17 protein-coding genes and 2 rRNA genes are annotated in these 19530 nt (G+C 30.2%); 17 read left to right on the forward strand and 2 right to left on the reverse strand.

The genetic code is table 11. The annotated features are described in order from the left end of the window. From AB4Y15_RS10910 to AB4Y15_RS10935, 6 genes are all read left to right on the forward strand, one after another. Window positions 1-93: ribosomal RNA gene (locus AB4Y15_RS10910) — 23S ribosomal RNA — on the forward strand; the annotation flags it as partial. Window positions 94-220: 127 nt separating this feature from the next. Further along, window positions 221-337 (forward strand): 5S ribosomal RNA (gene rrf, locus AB4Y15_RS10915). A 231-nt stretch (window positions 338-568) separates the two neighbouring features. Continuing rightward, complete coding sequence (locus tag AB4Y15_RS10920; protein ID WP_427340385.1) at window positions 569-1081, forward strand: thioredoxin family protein; 513 nt, start codon at window positions 569-571, stop codon at window positions 1079-1081. A gap of 51 nt (window positions 1082-1132) precedes the next feature. Continuing rightward, entirely contained in the window at window positions 1133-2362 is a 1230-nt protein-coding gene (locus AB4Y15_RS10925; RefSeq protein WP_427340386.1) for a putative glycoside hydrolase, read from the forward strand. Between the two features lie 127 nt (window positions 2363-2489). Beyond that, complete coding sequence (locus tag AB4Y15_RS10930) at window positions 2490-4808, forward strand: vitamin B12-dependent ribonucleotide reductase (RefSeq protein WP_427340387.1); 2319 nt, start codon at window positions 2490-2492, stop codon at window positions 4806-4808. A gap of 197 nt (window positions 4809-5005) precedes the next feature. After that, on the forward strand, window positions 5006-5932 hold the full coding sequence (locus tag AB4Y15_RS10935; RefSeq protein ID WP_427340388.1) for an aminoglycoside phosphotransferase family protein: 927 nt from the start codon (window positions 5006-5008) through the stop codon (window positions 5930-5932). Between the two features lie 141 nt (window positions 5933-6073). Here AB4Y15_RS10935 and hisC read toward each other — a convergent pair whose 3' ends face one another. Then, window positions 6074-7150 (reverse strand): histidinol-phosphate transaminase, encoded by a 1077-nt coding sequence (gene hisC, locus AB4Y15_RS10940; protein ID WP_427340389.1) that lies wholly within the window; start codon window positions 7148-7150, stop codon window positions 6074-6076. Between the two features lie 384 nt (window positions 7151-7534). On the opposite strand from hisC, the gene fusA reads away from it, so the two are divergent. The 10 genes from fusA to disA all read left to right on the forward strand — a co-directional run bounded on the left by fusA (window position 7535) and on the right by disA (window position 18214). Beyond that, entirely contained in the window at window positions 7535-9610 is a 2076-nt protein-coding gene (gene fusA, locus AB4Y15_RS10945; protein ID WP_427340390.1) for an elongation factor G, read from the forward strand. A gap of 208 nt (window positions 9611-9818) precedes the next feature. Beyond that, window positions 9819-10061: a hypothetical protein gene (locus AB4Y15_RS10950; RefSeq protein ID WP_427340391.1), complete on the forward strand. Its 243-nt coding sequence runs from the start codon at window positions 9819-9821 to the stop codon at window positions 10059-10061. Then, window positions 10062-10268: a hypothetical protein gene (locus AB4Y15_RS10955; RefSeq protein WP_427340392.1), complete on the forward strand. Its 207-nt coding sequence runs from the start codon at window positions 10062-10064 to the stop codon at window positions 10266-10268. A gap of 288 nt (window positions 10269-10556) precedes the next feature. Next, the gene (locus tag AB4Y15_RS10960; RefSeq protein WP_427340393.1) at window positions 10557-11015 is read left to right on the forward strand and encodes a CtsR family transcriptional regulator; all 459 of its coding nucleotides are present in this window, start codon (window positions 10557-10559) and stop codon (window positions 11013-11015) included. A 19-nt stretch (window positions 11016-11034) separates the two neighbouring features. Beyond that, window positions 11035-11556, forward strand: a complete 522-nt coding sequence (locus AB4Y15_RS10965; protein ID WP_427340394.1) for a UvrB/UvrC motif-containing protein — start codon at window positions 11035-11037, stop codon at window positions 11554-11556. Between the two features lie 11 nt (window positions 11557-11567). Beyond that, entirely contained in the window at window positions 11568-12593 is a 1026-nt protein-coding gene (locus AB4Y15_RS10970; RefSeq protein ID WP_427340395.1) for a protein arginine kinase, read from the forward strand. A 15-nt stretch (window positions 12594-12608) separates the two neighbouring features. After that, window positions 12609-15044, forward strand: coding sequence for an ATP-dependent Clp protease ATP-binding subunit (locus tag AB4Y15_RS10975; protein WP_427340396.1), 2436 nt, complete (start codon window positions 12609-12611; stop codon window positions 15042-15044). A gap of 205 nt (window positions 15045-15249) precedes the next feature. After that, window positions 15250-15597, forward strand: a complete 348-nt coding sequence (locus tag AB4Y15_RS10980; protein WP_427340397.1) for a DUF3784 domain-containing protein — start codon at window positions 15250-15252, stop codon at window positions 15595-15597. Window positions 15598-15772: 175 nt separating this feature from the next. Further along, entirely contained in the window at window positions 15773-17134 is a 1362-nt protein-coding gene (gene radA / locus AB4Y15_RS10985) for a DNA repair protein RadA (RefSeq protein ID WP_427340398.1), read from the forward strand. A 6-nt stretch (window positions 17135-17140) separates the two neighbouring features. Continuing rightward, window positions 17141-18214: a DNA integrity scanning diadenylate cyclase DisA gene (disA, locus tag AB4Y15_RS10990; RefSeq protein ID WP_427340399.1), complete on the forward strand. Its 1074-nt coding sequence runs from the start codon at window positions 17141-17143 to the stop codon at window positions 18212-18214. Between the two features lie 50 nt (window positions 18215-18264). Here disA and AB4Y15_RS10995 read toward each other — a convergent pair whose 3' ends face one another. After that, window positions 18265-18660: a nucleoside triphosphate pyrophosphohydrolase family protein gene (locus tag AB4Y15_RS10995; protein WP_427340400.1), complete on the reverse strand. Its 396-nt coding sequence runs from the start codon at window positions 18658-18660 to the stop codon at window positions 18265-18267. 240 nt (window positions 18661-18900) lie between these two features. On the opposite strand from AB4Y15_RS10995, the gene AB4Y15_RS11000 reads away from it, so the two are divergent. Beyond that, a complete protein-coding gene (locus AB4Y15_RS11000; protein WP_427340401.1) occupies window positions 18901-19377 on the forward strand; it encodes a CarD family transcriptional regulator in 477 nt (158 codons plus the stop codon). Window positions 19378-19530: the final 153 nt, after the last annotated feature.

Raw genomic sequence — 19530 nt, forward strand, 5'->3', positions numbered from 1 at the left:
GACCCCAGATAGACTATCTGGTAGATAGGCCTGAGGTGTAAGGGCAGTAATGCCTTTAGCTGACAGGTACTAATAGGTCGAGGGCTTGACCAGAAAAATACGCTGTGCAGTTTTGAAGGTGCAAGCACCTTAATGTTAAATTTTAAATTGTAAATGTTAAATATTTTGGATATAAGGGTATTTTAAATTTAAAATTTAAAATTCAATCGAAGATTGCAAATCCGGTGACAATAGCGGAGGGGTCACACCTGTTCCCATTCCGAACACAGAAGTTAAGCCCTCCAGCGCCGATGGTACTTGGCGGGAGACCGCCTGGGAGAGTAGGTCGTTGCCGGATTTTTTTTATTTTTTGATAAAAATTATTACATTGTATATATAGAATAATTCAAAAATAAAAACGCCAATTCTTAATTGATAGTAACTGCCACTTAATACAAGTTGTAATTAATTAAAATATGTATTATAATTTTGTATATCATTAAATAAAATTTAATAATAAAAGTTTTATTTGAAAGTATAAAATTAATATTATTTCTTTTGTTTAATTATATAAAGTGGGGGTATATAAATGGATGTGAGTTGCCTTTATGACAAAGGTGTTTCATTTGATGAGTTTGTAAATAAAGATAAAGACACTTATAGAGAGAAAGCTTTGGAAATTCTAGATAAAATGAAATTAAATGATGATCTAATAAATAAAGTAAAGAGTATTGATAAAAAAATAAAGGTTCTTGTTTGTGCTGAAATATGGTGTCCAGATTGTATGATAAATGTTCCTGTTTTAGCAAAAATGAAACAACTTAATGATAATATTGATATTTCAATAGTAGAGAAAAATGGCAATGAAGATTTTTTTATTAAATATAGTGAAGAGGACAGAGTGAAAATACCTACTTTTGTATTTTTTGATGAGAATTTTAAAGAGCTTGGTAGTTTTGTTGAACATCCAAAGAAGATAAAAGATATTATATCTAAAGGTAATCAGCCTAATATCATAGTTGCTATGAGAAAATATAGAAAAGGAGAATATGCTGAAGAGACATTAAAGGATATATTAGAAATACTGTTGAGGAGTCAGTAGACTCCTTTATTTATGAGTACATAAATAAATAATTTAGGAAAGGTGGAAAGGATGATAGTAAGAAAAAAGTCATTAGTATTAATAACAGTTGTGTTAATGGTTTTTGCTGTGTTTTTCTTTAATTTTGCTTCTGTCGATTATGCCGATGAAGGGAAACCTGTGATTGAAAAAATGTTTGCTAATTTAGAATCAGAATATATAAATTATTTAGTTCAACCAGCAACAAATTGGGGAGTATATAAAGAAAAAATCAAAGTAAAGGGAATATATTTAACAGGTAATACTTTGGCTTATGATAAAAGATTTTATAAGCTCTTGGATTTAGTAAAAACAACAGAGTTAAATGCAATGGTCATAGATGTAAAAGACGATTTAGGACGTTTAACTTATAAATCTAATGTTGATATGGTTAATGAAATTGGAGCAGACAAGCAGGTTAAGGTAGATAATTTCTATGAAAAAATGTCTATATTAAGAGAAAATAATATTTATCCAATTGCAAGAATTGTTACTTTTAAAGATAGGCTTGCAGGTACAAAAAGACCAGACTTGGCTATAAAGACAAAAGACGGTAAAGTGTGGAGAGATAATAGCGGAAATGCATGGTTAAACCCATATAATAGAGAAGCTTGGGAGTATCCTATAAAGATAGCTGAAGAAGCTGCTTTAATGGGATTTAAGGAAATACAATTCGATTATGTAAGGTTTCCTACTGATGGTAATAGATCTATTATAGACTATGGAGAAGAAAGTATTGGGAAGACAAAAGCTGAAGTAATTGCTGAATTTCTAAAATATGCAAGAGAGAGATTAGAACCTAAAGGAGTATATGTTTCTGCAGATATTTTTGGTCTGGTTACAACAGTAAAAGATGATATGAGGATAGGGCAGCATTTAGAAACTTTAGCAACAAGTACAGATATATTATGTCCAATGGTTTATCCATCTCATTATGCTCTTGGTTCTTATGGAGTTGCTTATCCAGATTCTCAGCCTTATAAAATAGTTTATACAAGTTTATCTAGAGCTAAGGCAAGAATAGATAATATAAAAACAGAAGAACCAAAGGCTATTATAAGACCTTGGTTACAAGATTTTTCTGCACCTTGGTTGAAAAAGCTTTATGGAAAACATTATATTAACTATGGACCTGAACAAATCAGAGCTCAAATAAAAGCAGTATATGATGCAGGTCTTGAAGAATGGATATTCTGGAATGCGAGTAATAGATATACAGAAGAGGGTTTTGAAAAAAATATAAATGATACAGTTGGTCAGTAGAAGGCTAGAGTAGTTCTAGCCTTTCTTTGTGAAATAAATATTTAACTTTACACAAGAATCATATAGTGCTACAATATATTGTAGCAAACACACGACATATACTACATATAGTATCGGAGGTGCTCTGATGAATCTTACGGATAATGCTTTGAAAGTACTTGAGAAAAGATATCTTACTAAAGATTTAGAAGGTAATGTTATTGAAACTCCAGATGAAATGTTTAAAAGGGTAGCACATCATATAGCAAAAGCTGATTTATTATATGATAAAGATAGTGATGTGCAAAAAACAGAAAAAGAATTTTATGATATGATGGTAAATCTTGAATTTTTACCTAATTCACCAACACTAATGAATGCTGGAAAAGAGTTAGGACAGCTTTCTGCATGTTTTGTTTTACCTGTAGAAGATTCAATGGAAGGGATTTTTGATGCTATTAAAAATGCAGCTTTAATACATAAATCTGGTGGAGGAACAGGTTTTAGTTTTTCAAGATTAAGAGCAAGAGGTTCTACTGTTAGATCAACAGGTGGTGTTGCATCAGGACCTGTTAGTTTTATGAAAGTTTTTAATTCAGCTACAGAAGCAGTCAAGCAGGGTGGTACAAGAAGAGGAGCGAATATGGGTATTCTTAGAGTGGATCACCCTGATATATTGGAATTTATAGAATGTAAAAAGGATAATAATGAAATTACTAATTTTAATATTAGTGTAGGTATAACAGAAAAATTTATGGAAGCAGTTGAAAAAGGAGAAGATTATGAACTTATAGACCCAAATACTAAAACTGTTAAGGGAAAACTTAATGCTAGAGATGTTTTTAATAAAATAGTTGAAATGGCATGGACTAATGGAGAACCAGGAATAGTTTTCTTAGATAGATTAAACAAATTTAATCCAACTCCTGGTTTAGGTGAAATTGAAAGTACAAATCCGTGTGGCGAGCAGCCATTACTTCCTTATGAATCATGCAATTTAGGTTCTATTAACTTATCTAAAATGATTAAAGAAGGACCAAATGGATATGAAATTGATTATGAGAAATTAGGCGATATAGTAGATAAGGCTGTTCATTTCTTAGATAATGTTATAGATGTTAACAAATATCCATTACCAGAAATAGAAAAAATGACTAAGAGTACTAGAAAAATTGGATTAGGCGTAATGGGATTTGCAGACCTTTTAATTTATTTAGGGATTCCTTATAATTCACAAGAAGCTGTAGATTTAGCTGACAATTTAATGAAATTTATTAATGAAAGAGCTACTAAAAAATCTATTGAATTAGCCAAGTTAAGAGGAGTTTTCCCAGCATATGACAAAAGTATTTATGTAGAAAAAGGTATAAAAATCAGAAATGCCACAAGAACTACTATAGCTCCAACTGGAACTATAAGTATTATTGCTGGTACCAGTAGTGGAATTGAACCTTTATTTGCTGTATCTTATGTTAGAAATGTAATGGATAATGATAAGTTAATAGAAGTACATCCTTTATTTAAGAAGATTGCAAAAGAAAGAGGATTCTATTCGGAAGAACTTATGGAAAGAATAGCTGAAGAAGGTTCTTTAGCTCACATAGATAGTATACCTGAAGACATAAAGAGGATTTTCGTAACTGCTCATGATATATCACCGTTATGGCATGTTAAAATGCAGGCTGCTTTCCAAAAACATGTAGACAATGCGGTATCTAAAACAGTTAATTTTAGAAATGAGGCAACAAAAGAAGATGTAAAAGAAGTATATACTTTAGCATATAAATTAGGGTGCAAGGGTGTAACAATATATAGAGATGGAAGTAGAGCTAATCAAGTTTTAAGTACTGCAAAAGGCAAAGATGAAAATAAAAAAGAACAAAAAGAAATGAAAATAAAACCTAGAATGAGACCTGAAATTACAAAAGGTATTACTGAAAAGGTAAGAATAGGATGCGGTAACTTATACATTACAGTTAATTATGATGATAAAGGTATTTGTGAAGTCTTCACTAATCTTGGAAGAGCAGGAGGATGCCCGAGTCAAAGTGAAGCGACAAGTAGACTTATATCTATAGCATTAAGAGCAGGTTTAGATGTAAAATCAATTATTGAGCAATTAAAGGGAATAAGATGTCATTCAACATTAAGACAAAGAGCTACAAATAAAGATATTAAAGTACTTTCTTGCCCTGATGCTATAGGTAAGGCATTAGAAAGAGTAATGAATACTTATGTTGAAGTTAAAGATCAAGCAGTAAACGATATTGCCTTGGAAATAGAGCAAGGGGTTGAGGAAAAAGAGAAGTTAGTATATACTAATTCTCAAAAGATAGATTCTTCAATCGAAGAAATATCAGTTAGTTTTGAAGATAATAGCGGCAGATGCCCTGAATGCGGAAGTAAAGTAGAACATGAAGGTGGATGTATGGTTTGTAGAAGTTGTGGATATTCTAAATGCGGTTAAAAATAAGCCATCTAGGAAACGTAGAAATCAATTTACAGTCCTAGATGGCTTATTTAGTTAATAAGTAGTTTATTAACGTTGGAAATATTATCAGGTAACAAAGCTACTGATGCAACATGAACGTATGATGATAAATACTGATATATCTAATGAATTAATGACTATAAATGGAATGTTATAAAGGGGGAGGTATAAAGTTGATACAACCTAATGAGTTGCATAAAAATATTATAAAAAATATTGGGGAATATGAAATTATAATCAATCACAGAGAAGGAAGTAAAAGAACAGGTGTATGGAAAATTAGAAGCTTATCGAATCAAAGATGTTACTATGTAAAAACTCATTCAAGGAAAAGTAGATGGCATCCAGAGGTTTTTGCTTATAGAAATTGGATTCCAGAGATTTTACCTTATGCTCCAGAATTGATTGAAAGCTTTGAAGGAGACGATTGGCAAGGAATTTTGATAACATCCTTAGATGGTGTAACAATGAGGGAAACAAATCTGTCTCAAAAACAAGAAGAAAAGGCATATTATAAAGCTGGAGAACTTACTAAACTATTACATACAAAATTCAAAGGCACCTATTTTGGAAGGCCAGACTGCAATGGGAACCCAATTGAGATATTTCATCATACTGACCCTGTTTACTATATAAAAAAATCGCTTATAGATTTATATGAAAAAGGTAAAAAACTAAATTGCTTTAACTCTAAGGAGTCTTTTTTAGCAGAGTGGGCAATTGAAAATGTAGATATATTTAAGGATACTCATCCTGTTCCTATTAGTTGGGATTCGACTCCTAATAATTGGTTAGTTAATAAGCATGGAGAATTCATTGGAATGATAGATTTTGAAAATATGCTTTGGGGGATACCAGCAGATAATTTCACAATACTTTTTGAACGTTACTTTTCACAATCACCTAGGGGAAAAGAAGCATTTTTTAGAGGATATGGGTTAAATGATATTAAAGATATGAAACTTCAAATCAAAATAACATGCATAAAGATGGGATTAGCTGACTTGATATGGGGACTAGAGAACAAAGATGATAGAGTTGTTAAGTTAGGAAAACAAATGTTAGAATCTATAGATGAATTTACAGAGTTAGAGATATAGGACTTCGACTAACATGATATTTCAAGACAAACCACAAAAAAGCATGTGGACTGTCGTAAGATAGACAGCAGTTAATATATGGTAGGGTTTAGATTTTATTTTCTATTGACAAAATTAAGCCATTACCAATAAGGTAATGGCTTATATAACTTCCTTTAAAAGTTTTATTAATAATTCATTTTGTTCAGGAGTACCTATAGTTATTCTTACCCATGTATCTTTAATAGGTCTAATTATCATACCTCTCTTTTGAAGTTCTATGAAAACCTCATTAGCATCACGTTTAACATTAACAAAGATATGATTTGTTTCAGATGGAGCATACTCTAATCCTAAATTTTTGAATTCTTTATATAGATATTCTTTTCCCTGTTTATTTAATTCATAGCTTTTTTTGATAAAATCCTCATCTTCAAGAGCCGCTATTGCAGCAACTTGAGCTAATTTGTTTACATTAAACGGTCCTCTAATCTTATTCATGTTATGTATTATTTCTTCATTAGCAAGAGCGTATCCAATTCTTAGTGCGGCTAATCCATATATCTTTGAAAACGTTCTCAAAATAATTAAATTAGGATAATTTTCAAGTAATTTAATACTATTCTTTGGATAATCATCTCTTGTTACGTATTCATTATATGCTTCATCATATACTATAACTATATTACTAGGTACACTTTTTAGAAAATCAAGTAACTTTTCTTCAGTAAACATTGTACCTGTAGGATTGTTTGGATTACATAACCAAATTAATTTTGTTTTGTCTGTTATTGCTTTTTTCATACCTTCTAGATCATAAGTCCAATCTTTAAGAGGTACTATTACAGGCTTTCCGCCCATCATTTTAGTTGTAGTTATGTATCTAGGGAAAGTTAAGTCAGCCATTATAACTTCATCATCTTTATTTATAAAAGTTTTTGCAATAATATCAACCATTTCATCTGAACCGCTGCTTGGTAAAATTTGAGTTGTTTTAAGTCCTGTTTTTTTTGCAAGTGCTTCTTTCAATAAAGTAGCATTCCCATCCGGATATAGAGCTAAATTTTCAGCAGCTTTTTTAACAGCTTCTATTGCTTTAGGAGAAGAACCTAGTGGATTTTCATTAGATGCTAATTTAATTACATTTTCTATACCATACTCCCTTTTTACATCTTCAATAGGTTTTCCCGGTTTGTAAGCCTGTAAGTCTTTTAATTCCTCTCTAAAAGTTAAAGTCATTTCCAGCACCCTCCCCATAAAATATTTAAAATTCTATCAATTTTAATTATAACATATAAAACAGACAAAATCTTTGAAGTTAAAATTGATTAAAAATTATTATGAAGTTAGGATAAAATCTCTAATTAATAAATAATTATAATATAGATTTTATTTTAGTATGAAGATTTCTATAGATTAAAAAAATAGGCATATAAATGATATTATTGGACATATTTTTAATAGAACGAGATTTTTGTTTTAAATAAAATAGGGAAAATAAGGAATAATAAATTCCTATGAATTAGAAAAAAATTAATAATTAAAAAGGATTTTATTGTATATCGTAGAATATTATTAACAATCAGAAAATTAAAAAAACAGAAGTTTGAGGGGGAAAAGGGTATGAATGTGTATGGGACCGACAAAATTAGAAATATTGCTTTATTAGGACATGGAGGAAGCGGAAAAACAACTTTAACCGAAGCAATGCTTTTTACAACAGGGGTTATTAAGAGAATAGGACGCATAGAAGATGGTAGTACTGTATCCGACTTTGATAAAGAAGAAAAAGATAGACAAATTTCTATTAACACATCTTTAATACCTATAGAGTGGAAAGGACATAAATTAAATATACTAGATACTCCAGGGTATTTTGATTTTATTGGGGAAGTTAAGAGTGCTTTGGCTGTTGCTGGCGGTGCAGTTATACTAGTTGATGCATCATCAGGTATTGAGGTTGGAACAGAAAAGGCATGGAAGTATATTAGAGAAACTAAGAAGCCTGCTTTTATATTTATTAATAAGATGGATAAGGAAAACGTTAATTTTGATAAGGTAATTAGTCAATTAAGAGAGAAATTTGGTAAAGCAGTTGTACCTTTTGAAATACCTTTAGGAGAGAAGGAAGACTTTAAAGGTCTTATAAATATAGTTGATATGAAAGCCCGACAATATGATGAAAAGGAAATAAAATGTTTTGATGTAGATGTTCCTGAGGGGCTTGAAGATAAAATACAGCCTTTAAGAGAAATGTTAATTGAGTCTGTAGCTGAAAGTGATGAAACGTTATTAGAAAAATATTTTGAAGGTGAAGAGTTTACTAATGAGGAAATACATAAAGGACTACGAACTGGAGTTTTAAATGGGGATTTAATACCTGTTTTATGTGGTTCAGCTATAAAAAATATAGGTGTGCAGACTTTAATGGACATGATTTGGGATTACTTACCATCACCTAATGATGTTGAGATAAATACAGGTATCAATCCTAATACTGGAGAGACAATTGAAAGAAAATTAGACAGCAGTGAGCCATTTTCAGCATTAGTATTTAAAACAATTGCAGACCCTTATGTTGGGAAAATTTCACTATTTAAAGTTTTATCTGGAGAAATTCATAAAGATGATGAAGTACTTAATACTACACAAGATACTAAATTCAAAATGGGTAATATATTTATATTGAGAGGTAAAGAGCAAATAGAAGTAAATAAACTAGTAGCAGGAGATATTGGAGCGGTTGCTAAATTAAATAATACTTATACAGGTGATACATTATGCAGTAAAGACAATCCTATAAAGTATCCAGGTATAGAGTTTCCTGAACCTTTATTGTTTTTAGCTGTTGAGCCTAAATCTCAAGGTGATGAAGATAAGATGGGTTCTGGTTTGCATAGGTTAACTGAAGAGGATCCTACTTTCAAAGTTTTTTACAATAAAGAAACTAAGCAGACACTTTTAGGTGGTCAAGGAGATATGCATCTAAGTGTTATAATAAATAAGCTTAAAGATAAATTTGGTGTTGAAGTTGAATTAAAGGATCCAAAAGTTCCATATAGAGAAACTATAAAAGGAAGAGCTGAAGCTGAAGGTAAGCATAAAAAGCAAACTGGTGGTCATGGTCAGTATGGTCATGTCTTCATCAGATTTGAACCGAGTCAAGAAGAATTTGAATTTAACGAAGAGATTTTTGGTGGTGCTGTACCAAAGCAATATATACCAGCAGTTGAAAAAGGGCTTAAAGAATGTATTGAGTCTGGTGTTTTAGCTGGTTATCCTGTAGTTAACATTAAAGCAACACTTTATGATGGTTCTTATCATACTGTAGATTCATCAGAAATGGCTTTCAAAATGGCTACAGCGATAGCATTCAAAAAAGGTATTAAGGCTGCTAATCCAGTTTTATTAGAACCAATTATGAGAGTTGAAGTACTTGTACCAGAAGAATATATGGGAGATATTATGGGGGACCTTAATAAGAGAAGAGGAAGAATTTTAGGTATGGAGCCACAAAAAGACGGTACACAATTAGTAATAGCAGAGGTTCCACAAGCAGAGATGTTTAAATATGCAATAGATTTAAAATCTATGACTCAAGCAAGAGCTAGCTTTAAAATGGAATTTGTAAGATATGAAGAAGTACCTCCTCATTTAAGTGAAAAAATTATCGAAGAAGCTAAAGCATCACAAGAATAAAAGAATAAAATTCTCGATTTTAATCATAAAAAATGGAAAATTTGCAATAAATTCAAAACACCCGCATAAAGCGGGTGTTTTTTCTAAATATATTGTAGTATAAATGATTTTTCTATACAAAAAATATTAATATAAATTAGTTTTAATAAGTAGTCTAATGCTTGTTTATTAAAAGTTATTTACTATTTTATTGGTAGGAGGCTACAATTTGGTTGATTATTTTATAAATTTTGATAGAGAATTAGGTTTAAACAGTATTACTAAAATACTCAACACTATTGAAAAAATTAATGAAAATGATGAATTAGTAATAACCATGGATAGTAATGATGCAGCACAGTCAGGATTTATTAGAGAAGCTTTAGAAAATAATGGATTTGAGATTTTGCCAAAGGGCGACCATATGGGAAAGAAATATAAACTAATAGCTCATAAAAAGAAAGGAGATTAGATGAATATAGATAGAGATTATAGTAAAAACAGATTTGCTTTAGAATATCAGAAAAAAATAGATATGTATAAAAAAGATAATGAAATTGAATCAATGCTTATAGATAAAACGGCTTATGGCGAGTGGATGTCAACGACATTTGGATGGGCAGGCTTTGAAGAACAAAATAAAGCTGTGGATCGTATTGAAGATATAACTAAATATTAAGATTACCTAAGGTCAATCGGTTTGATTGACCTGTTTTTTCTAATCCATAAGGAAATTATATACCTTATTGAATTGTGGATAATTTAAAAAAAGCATATAGATTAGTTTGAAATTTTGAAAAAAATCAAGTAATATTTAGCAATTATTACATAAATTAAAATAATGAGTAATAATTCTAATATATGAACCAAAAAAGGCGAATACTAATGTTGAAATATATGGAATTAAGATAGTAAAATGTTAATGAAGGACAAAGAAAGTCAAAGTCAAAGTGGAAGGGGTGATATAATGTCAAAGCTGAGTGACATTATAGAGCAATTTATTAAAAGACTTTTGGAAGAAACGGATGATGAGAGCATTGAAATACAGAGAAACGAATTAGCTCAATATTTCAATTGTGCTCCATCTCAGATAAATTATGTTTTAGCGACGAGATTTACTCAAGATAAAGGGTATTATATAGAAAGTAAAAGAGGTGGAGGAGGCTATATTAAAATAGTTAGACTAAACATTAATAATGATAGTTATATTAAAAATCTTATAGTAAATACTATAGGTGATTCTATTACTAAGACGAGAGCTTATAGTTTAATAGATACGTTCGTTGAAAAAGGATTTATAACAAAACGAGAAGCTGGTTTGATGAAATCTGCTTTAAGTGATAGGGCTTTAGGAATTGTACCCAAATTTAAGAATGAATTGAGAGCAAGCATACTTAAAGATATGCTTCTTATGTTAGTAGAATAATAAGAAAAGGAGGGGTTTTATGCTTTGTGATGATTGCGGAAAAAGAGAAGCAACTATGCATTTTACAAAAATTATAAATGGCGATGTAACAGAACTTCATTTATGTGAGGAATGTGCTAAAAATCATAAGGAATTTGAATTTGAGTTTGATACGTCTTTCTCAATACACAATTTTCTAACAGGGCTTTTAGATTTAGATAATGTACAGGAAAGTCCTTTTAAAATAGATTATATTACAAGTACAAAATGTGAAAGATGTGGTTTAACTTATAGCAAGTTTAGACAGATAGGCAAGTTTGGATGCAGTAATTGTTATAAATCATTTAAGGAAAAACTAATGCCTCTATTTAAAAGAATACATGGACATGAAAATCATATAGGTAAAGTTCCTAGAAGAGCTGGGGGCGTAATAAGGATTAAAAAAGAAATTAGTAGACTTAAGAATCAGTTAGAAATTGCGGTACGAAATGAAGAGTATGAAAAAGCAGCTCAAATAAGGGATCAAATTAGAGAGCTTCAAGCTCAAATAGATACAAAGTAGAGGTGATTAGGATGGCTAAATGGTTACAAGGAAGCAATAAATCAAATGATATAGTGGTTAGTACTAGAATTAGATTGGCACGTAATATTGAAGATTTCTTATTCCCAGAAATGATGGATATAGAAAGTGCCAATAAAGTAATAGATAAAGTAAAAAATTCAATAATTGAAGGAAATACAATTTTATCAAGAGAATTTGATTTTTTTAGAATTAAAGAAATTTCACCTTTAGATAGACAAATTTTTGTAGAAAAACATATTATTAGCCCGGGATTAATTGCTAATCCGGAAAGAAGTGCATTTTTACTGAGAAAAGATGAAAAAGTAACAGTCATGATAAATGAAGAAGACCATATAAGAATACAGGTTTTACTTCCAGGTTTAGAGTTAGAAGAAGGTTGGGATTTGTGCAGTAAAATAGACGATATTATAGAAGAAAATGTAAAGTATGCTTTTGATGAAAAGTTAGGATATTTAACTTCATGTCCAACTAATGTAGGAACTGGAATGAGAGCTTCAGTTATGTTGCATCTTCCTAGTTTAGTAATGACTGGTCACATAAATAAAGTTCTTCAGGCTGTAAATCAGATAGGCCTTACTGTAAGAGGATTATATGGTGAGGGAACTGATGCATTAGGTAATCTGTTCCAAATTTCTAATCAAACAACTTTAGGTGAAACTGAAGAGGAAATTATTGAAAAACTGAAAAAAATTGTACTCCAGATTATTAATCGAGAAAAAGAATCGAGACAAATGCTGATGAATACAAAGAGAATAGAAGTAGAAGATAGAATATATAGATCTTTAGGAATATTAAAAAATTCAAGAATAATTACATCAAAAGAATCTATGAAATTATTATCAGATGTGAGAATGGGCATAGAAATGGGTATTATTAATGATATAGATTTAGACAAGGTTAATAACTTGATGATATTGTCACAACCAGCTAGTATTCAAAAATACTCAGGTAGGGAGTTGAATGCTAAAGAAAGAGATGTAAAAAGAGCTGAAATGATTAGAGAATATTTAAAATAATAGGAGGTGTATAGTATGGCTATGTTTGGAAGATTTACAGAAAGAGCACAAAAAGTAATTTTATTTGCTCAGGAAGAGGCTAAACAGCTTAGACATAATTATGTAGGGACTGAACATTTACTTCTTGGATTGATAAGAGAAGGAGAAGGAATTGCAGCTAAAGTACTGAAAAATTCAGGCGTTGACTTAGATAAAGTAAGACAACAAGTAATTAATTTAATTGGTTATGGAAATGAAGAAGGGGAATTATTGGGATTTACCCCTAGAACAAAGAGAGTTTTTGAATTAAGTCTTATTGAAGCGAAAAATTTGGGACATAACTATATAGGAACAGAACACATATTATTAGGACTAATTAGAGAAGGTGAAGGAGTAGCAGCAACTATATTAAAAGGATTAGGAATGGATTTGGCAAAAGCTAGAAAAGAAATAATTGGTATGTTGGATAATTCATTTAATAGACGTGGACAAAAAGGAAATCGTAGAGGCCATGTGAAGACACCTACATTGGATAAGTTTGGTAGAGATTTAACTAAATTAGCACAAGAAGGAAAACTAGACCCAGTTATAGGTCGTAGTAAAGAAATAGAAAGAGTTATACAAGTATTGAGTAGAAGAACTAAGAATAATCCATGCCTAATTGGAGAGCCGGGAGTAGGAAAAACAGCTATAGCAGAGGGATTAGCACAGAAAATAGTAGAAGGTAATGTACCAGAAATATTGAAAAACAAGAAAGTTGTAACTTTAGATTTGGCATCAATGGTTGCTGGTGCTAAATATAGAGGAGAGTTCGAAGATAGACTTAAAAAAGTAATGGAAGAAATAAGAAGATCAGGAGATATAATTCTGTTTATAGATGAAATGCATACAATCATAGGAGCTGGAGCTGCTGAAGGTGCAATAGATGCATCAAATATTTTAAAGCCAGCTTTAGCAAGAGGTGAATTACAAGCTATAGGTGCTACTACTTTAGATGAATATAGAAAATATATTGAAAAAGACCCAGCTTTAGAGAGAAGATTTCAACCTATTATAGTAGAAGAACCTACAATTGAGGATACAATTAAAATTCTTGAAGGGTTAAGAGATAAGTATGAAGCTCATCATAGAGTAAAGATAACAGATGAAGCTATAAAAGCAGCTGCAGAACTATCTAGCAGATATATTACAGATAGATTCTTACCAGATAAAGCAATTGATTTAATAGATGAAGCTGCTTCAAGAGTTAGGCTTAAGTCTATTACTGCACCTCCAGATTTAAATGAACTTGAAAAGAAATTAGAAGAGCTATATCAAGAAAAGGAAGAGGCAATAAGTACTCAAAACTTTGAAAAAGCTGCAAAATTAAGAGACGAAGAAAAGAAAATAAAAGAAGAATTAGAAAGAAAGAAAGAAGAATGGAGACATGAAAAACAGTCAAAATCAACAGAAGTAGGATATGAAGATATAGCACAGGTAGTTTCAAGTTGGACTGGAATACCGGTTAAAAAGTTAGCTGAAGAAGAATCTGAAAGATTGCTTAAAATGGAAGAAATATTACATCAAAGAGTAATAGGTCAGGAGCAAGCTGTTAAAGCTGTGTCTAATGCAATAAGAAGAGCTAGAGTAGGTCTTAAAGACCCTAATAGACCAATTGGTTCATTTATATTCTTAGGACCTACAGGAGTAGGAAAAACAGAATTATCTAAAGCATTGGCCGAAGCTTTATTTGGTGATGAAAATGCAATGATTAGGGTTGATATGTCTGAATATATGGAAAAGCATTCTGTATCAAAACTAGTAGGATCACCTCCAGGATATGTAGGATATGAAGAAGGAGGACAGCTAACTGAAAAAGTAAGAAGAAAACCTTATTCGGTAATATTATTTGATGAGATTGAAAAAGCTCATCCAGATGTATTTAACATTCTATTACAGCTTTTAGATGATGGTAGATTAACTGATGCAAAAGGTAGAGTAGTAGATTTTAAGAATACCGTTATTATAATGACTTCAAATGTAGGTGCGAGCACAATTAAAAAACAAAAGACTTTAGGATTTGCAGCTCAAAAAGATCAAGAAAAAGAAGAGTACGAAAAAATGAAAGAAAATATTATGAACGAGTTAAGAAAGTCATTTAGACCTGAATTTTTAAACAGAATAGATGAAGTTATTGTTTTCCATCCATTAAACAAAGAACATATTAAACAAATTGTGGATTTAATGATTAAGGATTTAGAAAAGAGACTTAAGACTTTAAATATAAATATTAAAGTTACAGAAAAAGCTAAAGAATACTTGGCTAAAGAGGGTTATGACCCAACTTATGGAGCAAGACCTCTTAAGAGAAGCATAAGAAAATTAATTGAAGATAAATTATCAGAGGAGATTTTAAGAGGAAATATTTCTAAAAACGATAATATTGTAGTAGATTTTGATGGGGAGAAATTAACTTTTAACAGAGAAAAATAATATATGTAAAAAAGGGAATCCTAATCTTGAAAAAGGATTCCCTTTTTTGTAAATTCATTTAAATAAAAGTTTTATTAAAAATAACAAATAATATTGTAAAAAATAGAAAAAAGTAATATATTATAATATAATATAATTAGATATTTAAATAATTATCTAATTATATAATTATTTAAATTCGAAAAAATAATAAGGAGGGGCTATAATGAGTGCTTCAGTAAAAGTATTACCAGTTTTTATTGGTTTTTTAATAGGGTTTTTTACAATTATTATGGGATGGGTTATAAAAAAATATCAATATGTTCAAGTATTAGCAGGATATGATGCTAATAAACATAGTTATTTAGATGAAAAGAAAATTTCTGATTTTGTAGGTTATCATTTCTTTATAGCTGGATTGATTATGGTAATAGCATCAGTATTTACTATGTTTTTAAATTTTAACTTATTTATAATTTCGATTATAATTTATTCATTATTAATCTTGAAAATGGTAGTACATTTAAATATAAACATAAAGAATCATAGGTTTAATAAAAAAATTGAGAATTAAAAAAATTTTAATTTAAACTGACAGTTAATATGAATTGATTATTAACTGTCAGTTTATTTTTTTCATATTTTCAGTTGTTTTTATTTATTTGATTTGTTGCTAATATTTGAATAATATACTATAATTGTTTAAAAAATAGTTAATAATTAAAATGAGAGGTTTAGGAGGTCTTTTGGTGGTTAAAATAAAAACTAAATTTATTTGTCAAGAGTGTGGATATGAAACTCCTAAATGGCTTGGTAAATGTCCTTCCTGTGGACAATGGAATACATTTGTTGAAGAATTTTATGAAAAAAGTTCGCAACCTAAGATATTAGAAATTAGTACATCTAAAGTTCAAAAATTGAAAGAAGTTGAAGTAAAAAATGAAGCTAGAACCTCCACATATATAAAAGAATTTGATAGAGTATTAGGTGGAGGAATTGTAAAAGGGTCACTTATATTAGTTGGAGGAGATCCTGGAATTGGTAAATCCACTTTGTTAATACAGGCAGCAAATAATATTTCGCTTAAAGGGTATAAAGTATTATATGTATCAGGTGAAGAATCGGCAAAGCAAATTAAGATTAGAGCAAGTAGATTAGGAATTAGTGGAGAGGATTTATTTATATTAGCAGAAACTAATATAGAAAAAATTTTAAATGTAATAAAAGATATTCAGCCACAAGTACTTATTATAGATTCTATTCAAACAGTTTATACTTCTAATATATCTTCTGCTCCGGGTAGTGTAAGTCAAGTTAGAGAAATATCATCTATGCTGATGAAGATTGCTAAAGAAAGAGAGATAGCTACTTTTATAGTAGGGCATGTTACTAAATCTGGTGCAATAGCTGGTCCTAGAGTTTTAGAGCATATGGTTGATACGGTTTTATATTTTGAAGGAGAGCGTCATCATACTTATAGGGTTTTAAGAGCAGTAAAAAACAGATTTGGTTCTACAAATGAGATAGGGATATTCGAAATGCGCGATTTAGGATTAATAGAAGTAACAAATCCTTCTGAAATGTTTTTGTCTGGCAGACCGATTAATGCATCGGGCAATGTTGTAATTTCTAGTATTGAAGGAACAAGGCCAATGCTTGTAGAGATGCAGGCATTAGTGAGTTATACTGCTTTTGGTATGCCAAGAAGGATTGCAACGGGAGTGGATTATAATAGAGTTATACTGATGATAGCTATTTTAGAAAAAAAGATAGGTTTACAGCTAAATAATATGGATGCATATGTTAATGTAACGGGAGGTATTCAAATAAAAGAACCGGCAGCCGATTTAGGGATAATTTGTGCATTGGCATCTAGTTTTAGAGATGTTGAGATTGATTCAAAAACTGTAGTTATGGGAGAGGTTGGATTAGCTGGTGAGTTAAGAAGCATTTCGTTTATAGATAAACGGATTAATGAAGCTAGCAAGTTAGGATTTAAGACGGCAATTATACCTGAATCGAACCTTAAGGGTTTAAATATTAAAACTGATATGAATATAATTGGAGCAAGTAATATACGAGATGTATTGGATATATGTTTAGGAGGTTAATTTGCTATGAGAGAAGAGGATATCAAAAATAATGAAATATTTGAATCATTGAAAATATTAGCCCCAGGAACACCTTTAAGAGAAGGTTTAGAGAATATAGTTAGAGCTAAAACAGGAGCATTAATAGTAGTAGGAGATAGTGATGAAGTTTTAAAGATAGTAGATGGTGGATTTAATATAAATAGTGATTTTACGCCTGCTCATCTATATGAATTAGCTAAAATGGACGGGGCAATTATTATCAGTCATGATGTAAAAAAAATACTCTATGCAAATGCACAATTAATGCCAGATCCATTTATAGCTTCAAAAGAAACAGGAATAAGACATAGAACAGCAGAGAGAGTTGCTAAACAGACTAACGAATTAGTTATTTCTATCTCACAGAGGAGAAACATCATTACATTATATAAGGGCAACCATAAATATGTATTAAAGGATGTAAGTGAAATACTATCCAAAGCTAATCAAGCTATTCAGACTTTAGAAAAGTATAAGTCAGTATTAGACCAGACTATGGCCAATTTAAGTGCGCTTGAGTTTGAAAATCTGGTAACAGTTTATGATGTAGCGATAGTACTTCAAAGAACTGAAATGGTAATGAGAATTGTTAAGGAAATTGATAAATATATATTAGAACTTGGCAACGAAGGCAGATTGATTAGTATGCAATTGGAAGAGTTGATGGGAGATGTTGAAGAAGATGGTATAAATATAATAAAAGATTATATGGTTGAGGGATTAGACTTTGAAGAGGTAAAAAAATCTATAAGTAGTTTAACTTCAGAAGATTTATTAGATTTAACAAATATTGCTAATATACTTGGATATGATGGGGGTATTAATTCTTTAGATATAAATATATTCCCTAAAGGGTACAGGATTTTGAGTAAAATTCCTCGACTTCCTTATAATGTGTTAGAAAATGTAATAGAGATGTTTGGTTCTTTTCAAGAAATACTCAGAGCTTCAATTTCAGATTTAGATAAGGTAGAGGGTATAGGGGAGGTAAGAGCTAGAGCTATTAAGGAAGGATTAAGAAGAGTACAAGAACAATCGCTCTTAGATAGACATATTTAGAAAGGCTAGCAGCTATCGGCTGTAAGCAGACAGCTGTTAGCCTTTGGATTTTATCTTAGAGTGTATATACCTAAAGCGTTTAATTTTTTATATTCTTTAATTATTAAATCATAAAAGTTTAAATCTAATGAATTACATAAAGCTGCAATGTAAAACAAATGTTTACCTAGTTCTTCTTCAATCTTTTCTCTGCAAGAGTCGCACATTTTTCCTTCTAAATGACTACTTATAGTATCTTTTGCTTCTTTTAAACTTTCATGCTTATATTCTTGTTTTTTAGCATTTATAGAGATACACCCACAAGAAGTTACAGATTTAATCAGGGCACGATTAATCCTTGCATTAGATTCTTCTAATTTTGTCATAATATCTAATATACTTTTGTGTCTAATTAGAACTTCAGAAACTATATCTTGAAACTCATCACATAACAAGTCGTTTGGCATGTAATCACCTCAATTACTGTTGTATTATATTTAACTTAATTATACTTATAAAAATATTGATTTGTCAATTGGTTTAGCTTATATCATAAAGAAAATTCGGAAAATTTAATAAATTCTTTAAATGAGAACTTGGTTGACAACTATTTCTTGCATATGATAAAATATTAAATTTGACAACTAAAAAGATGTGTTGTATACTATAATTAGAATGTAATGTATAATTTTAGGAGGTTATATATAATGTTTGGTATTGGTGATAAAATAGTTTATCCTATGCATGGGGCTGGTGTTATAGAGGCAATTGAAGAAAAAGAGATTTTAGGTAAAAAAAGAAAGTATTATGTTATGAAAATGCCAATGGGTGATATGAAAGTTATGGTTCCTGTAGATAATGTAGATGAAATTGGGATTAGGGAAGTAATCGATAGCGAGGAAGTTGAACAAGTTTTAGCTGTGTTAGCTGATGATAGAACTAAAATGCCTCAAAATTGGAATAGAAGATACAGATTAAACATGGATAAGATAAAGAGTGGCAACATTTATGAAATTGCTAGTGTAGTTAGAAATCTTATGATAAGAGAAAGGGAGAAAGGGTTATCTACAGGAGAAAGAAAAATGTTAAATAATGCAAAACAAATACTAATAAGTGAAATAGTATTAGCTAAAAATATTTGCGAGATAGAGGCTGAAGAATTAGTTGAAAAGGTTGTAAAGTAGCGTCTTAAAGACGCTTATTTCTATGAATACTAATCTGCAACAATTAAATAATATGTAAATTATTAAAAAGATTTTAAAATTATGTTAAAATACTTGTAATCAAGTTATAGAATATTCATAAATGGAGATAAATAAGAATAGGAGGTGATATGT

The organism is Caloranaerobacter longqiensis (genome assembly GCF_050286925.1).
Taxonomy (GTDB): Bacteria; Bacillota; Clostridia; order Tissierellales; family Thermohalobacteraceae; genus Caloranaerobacter.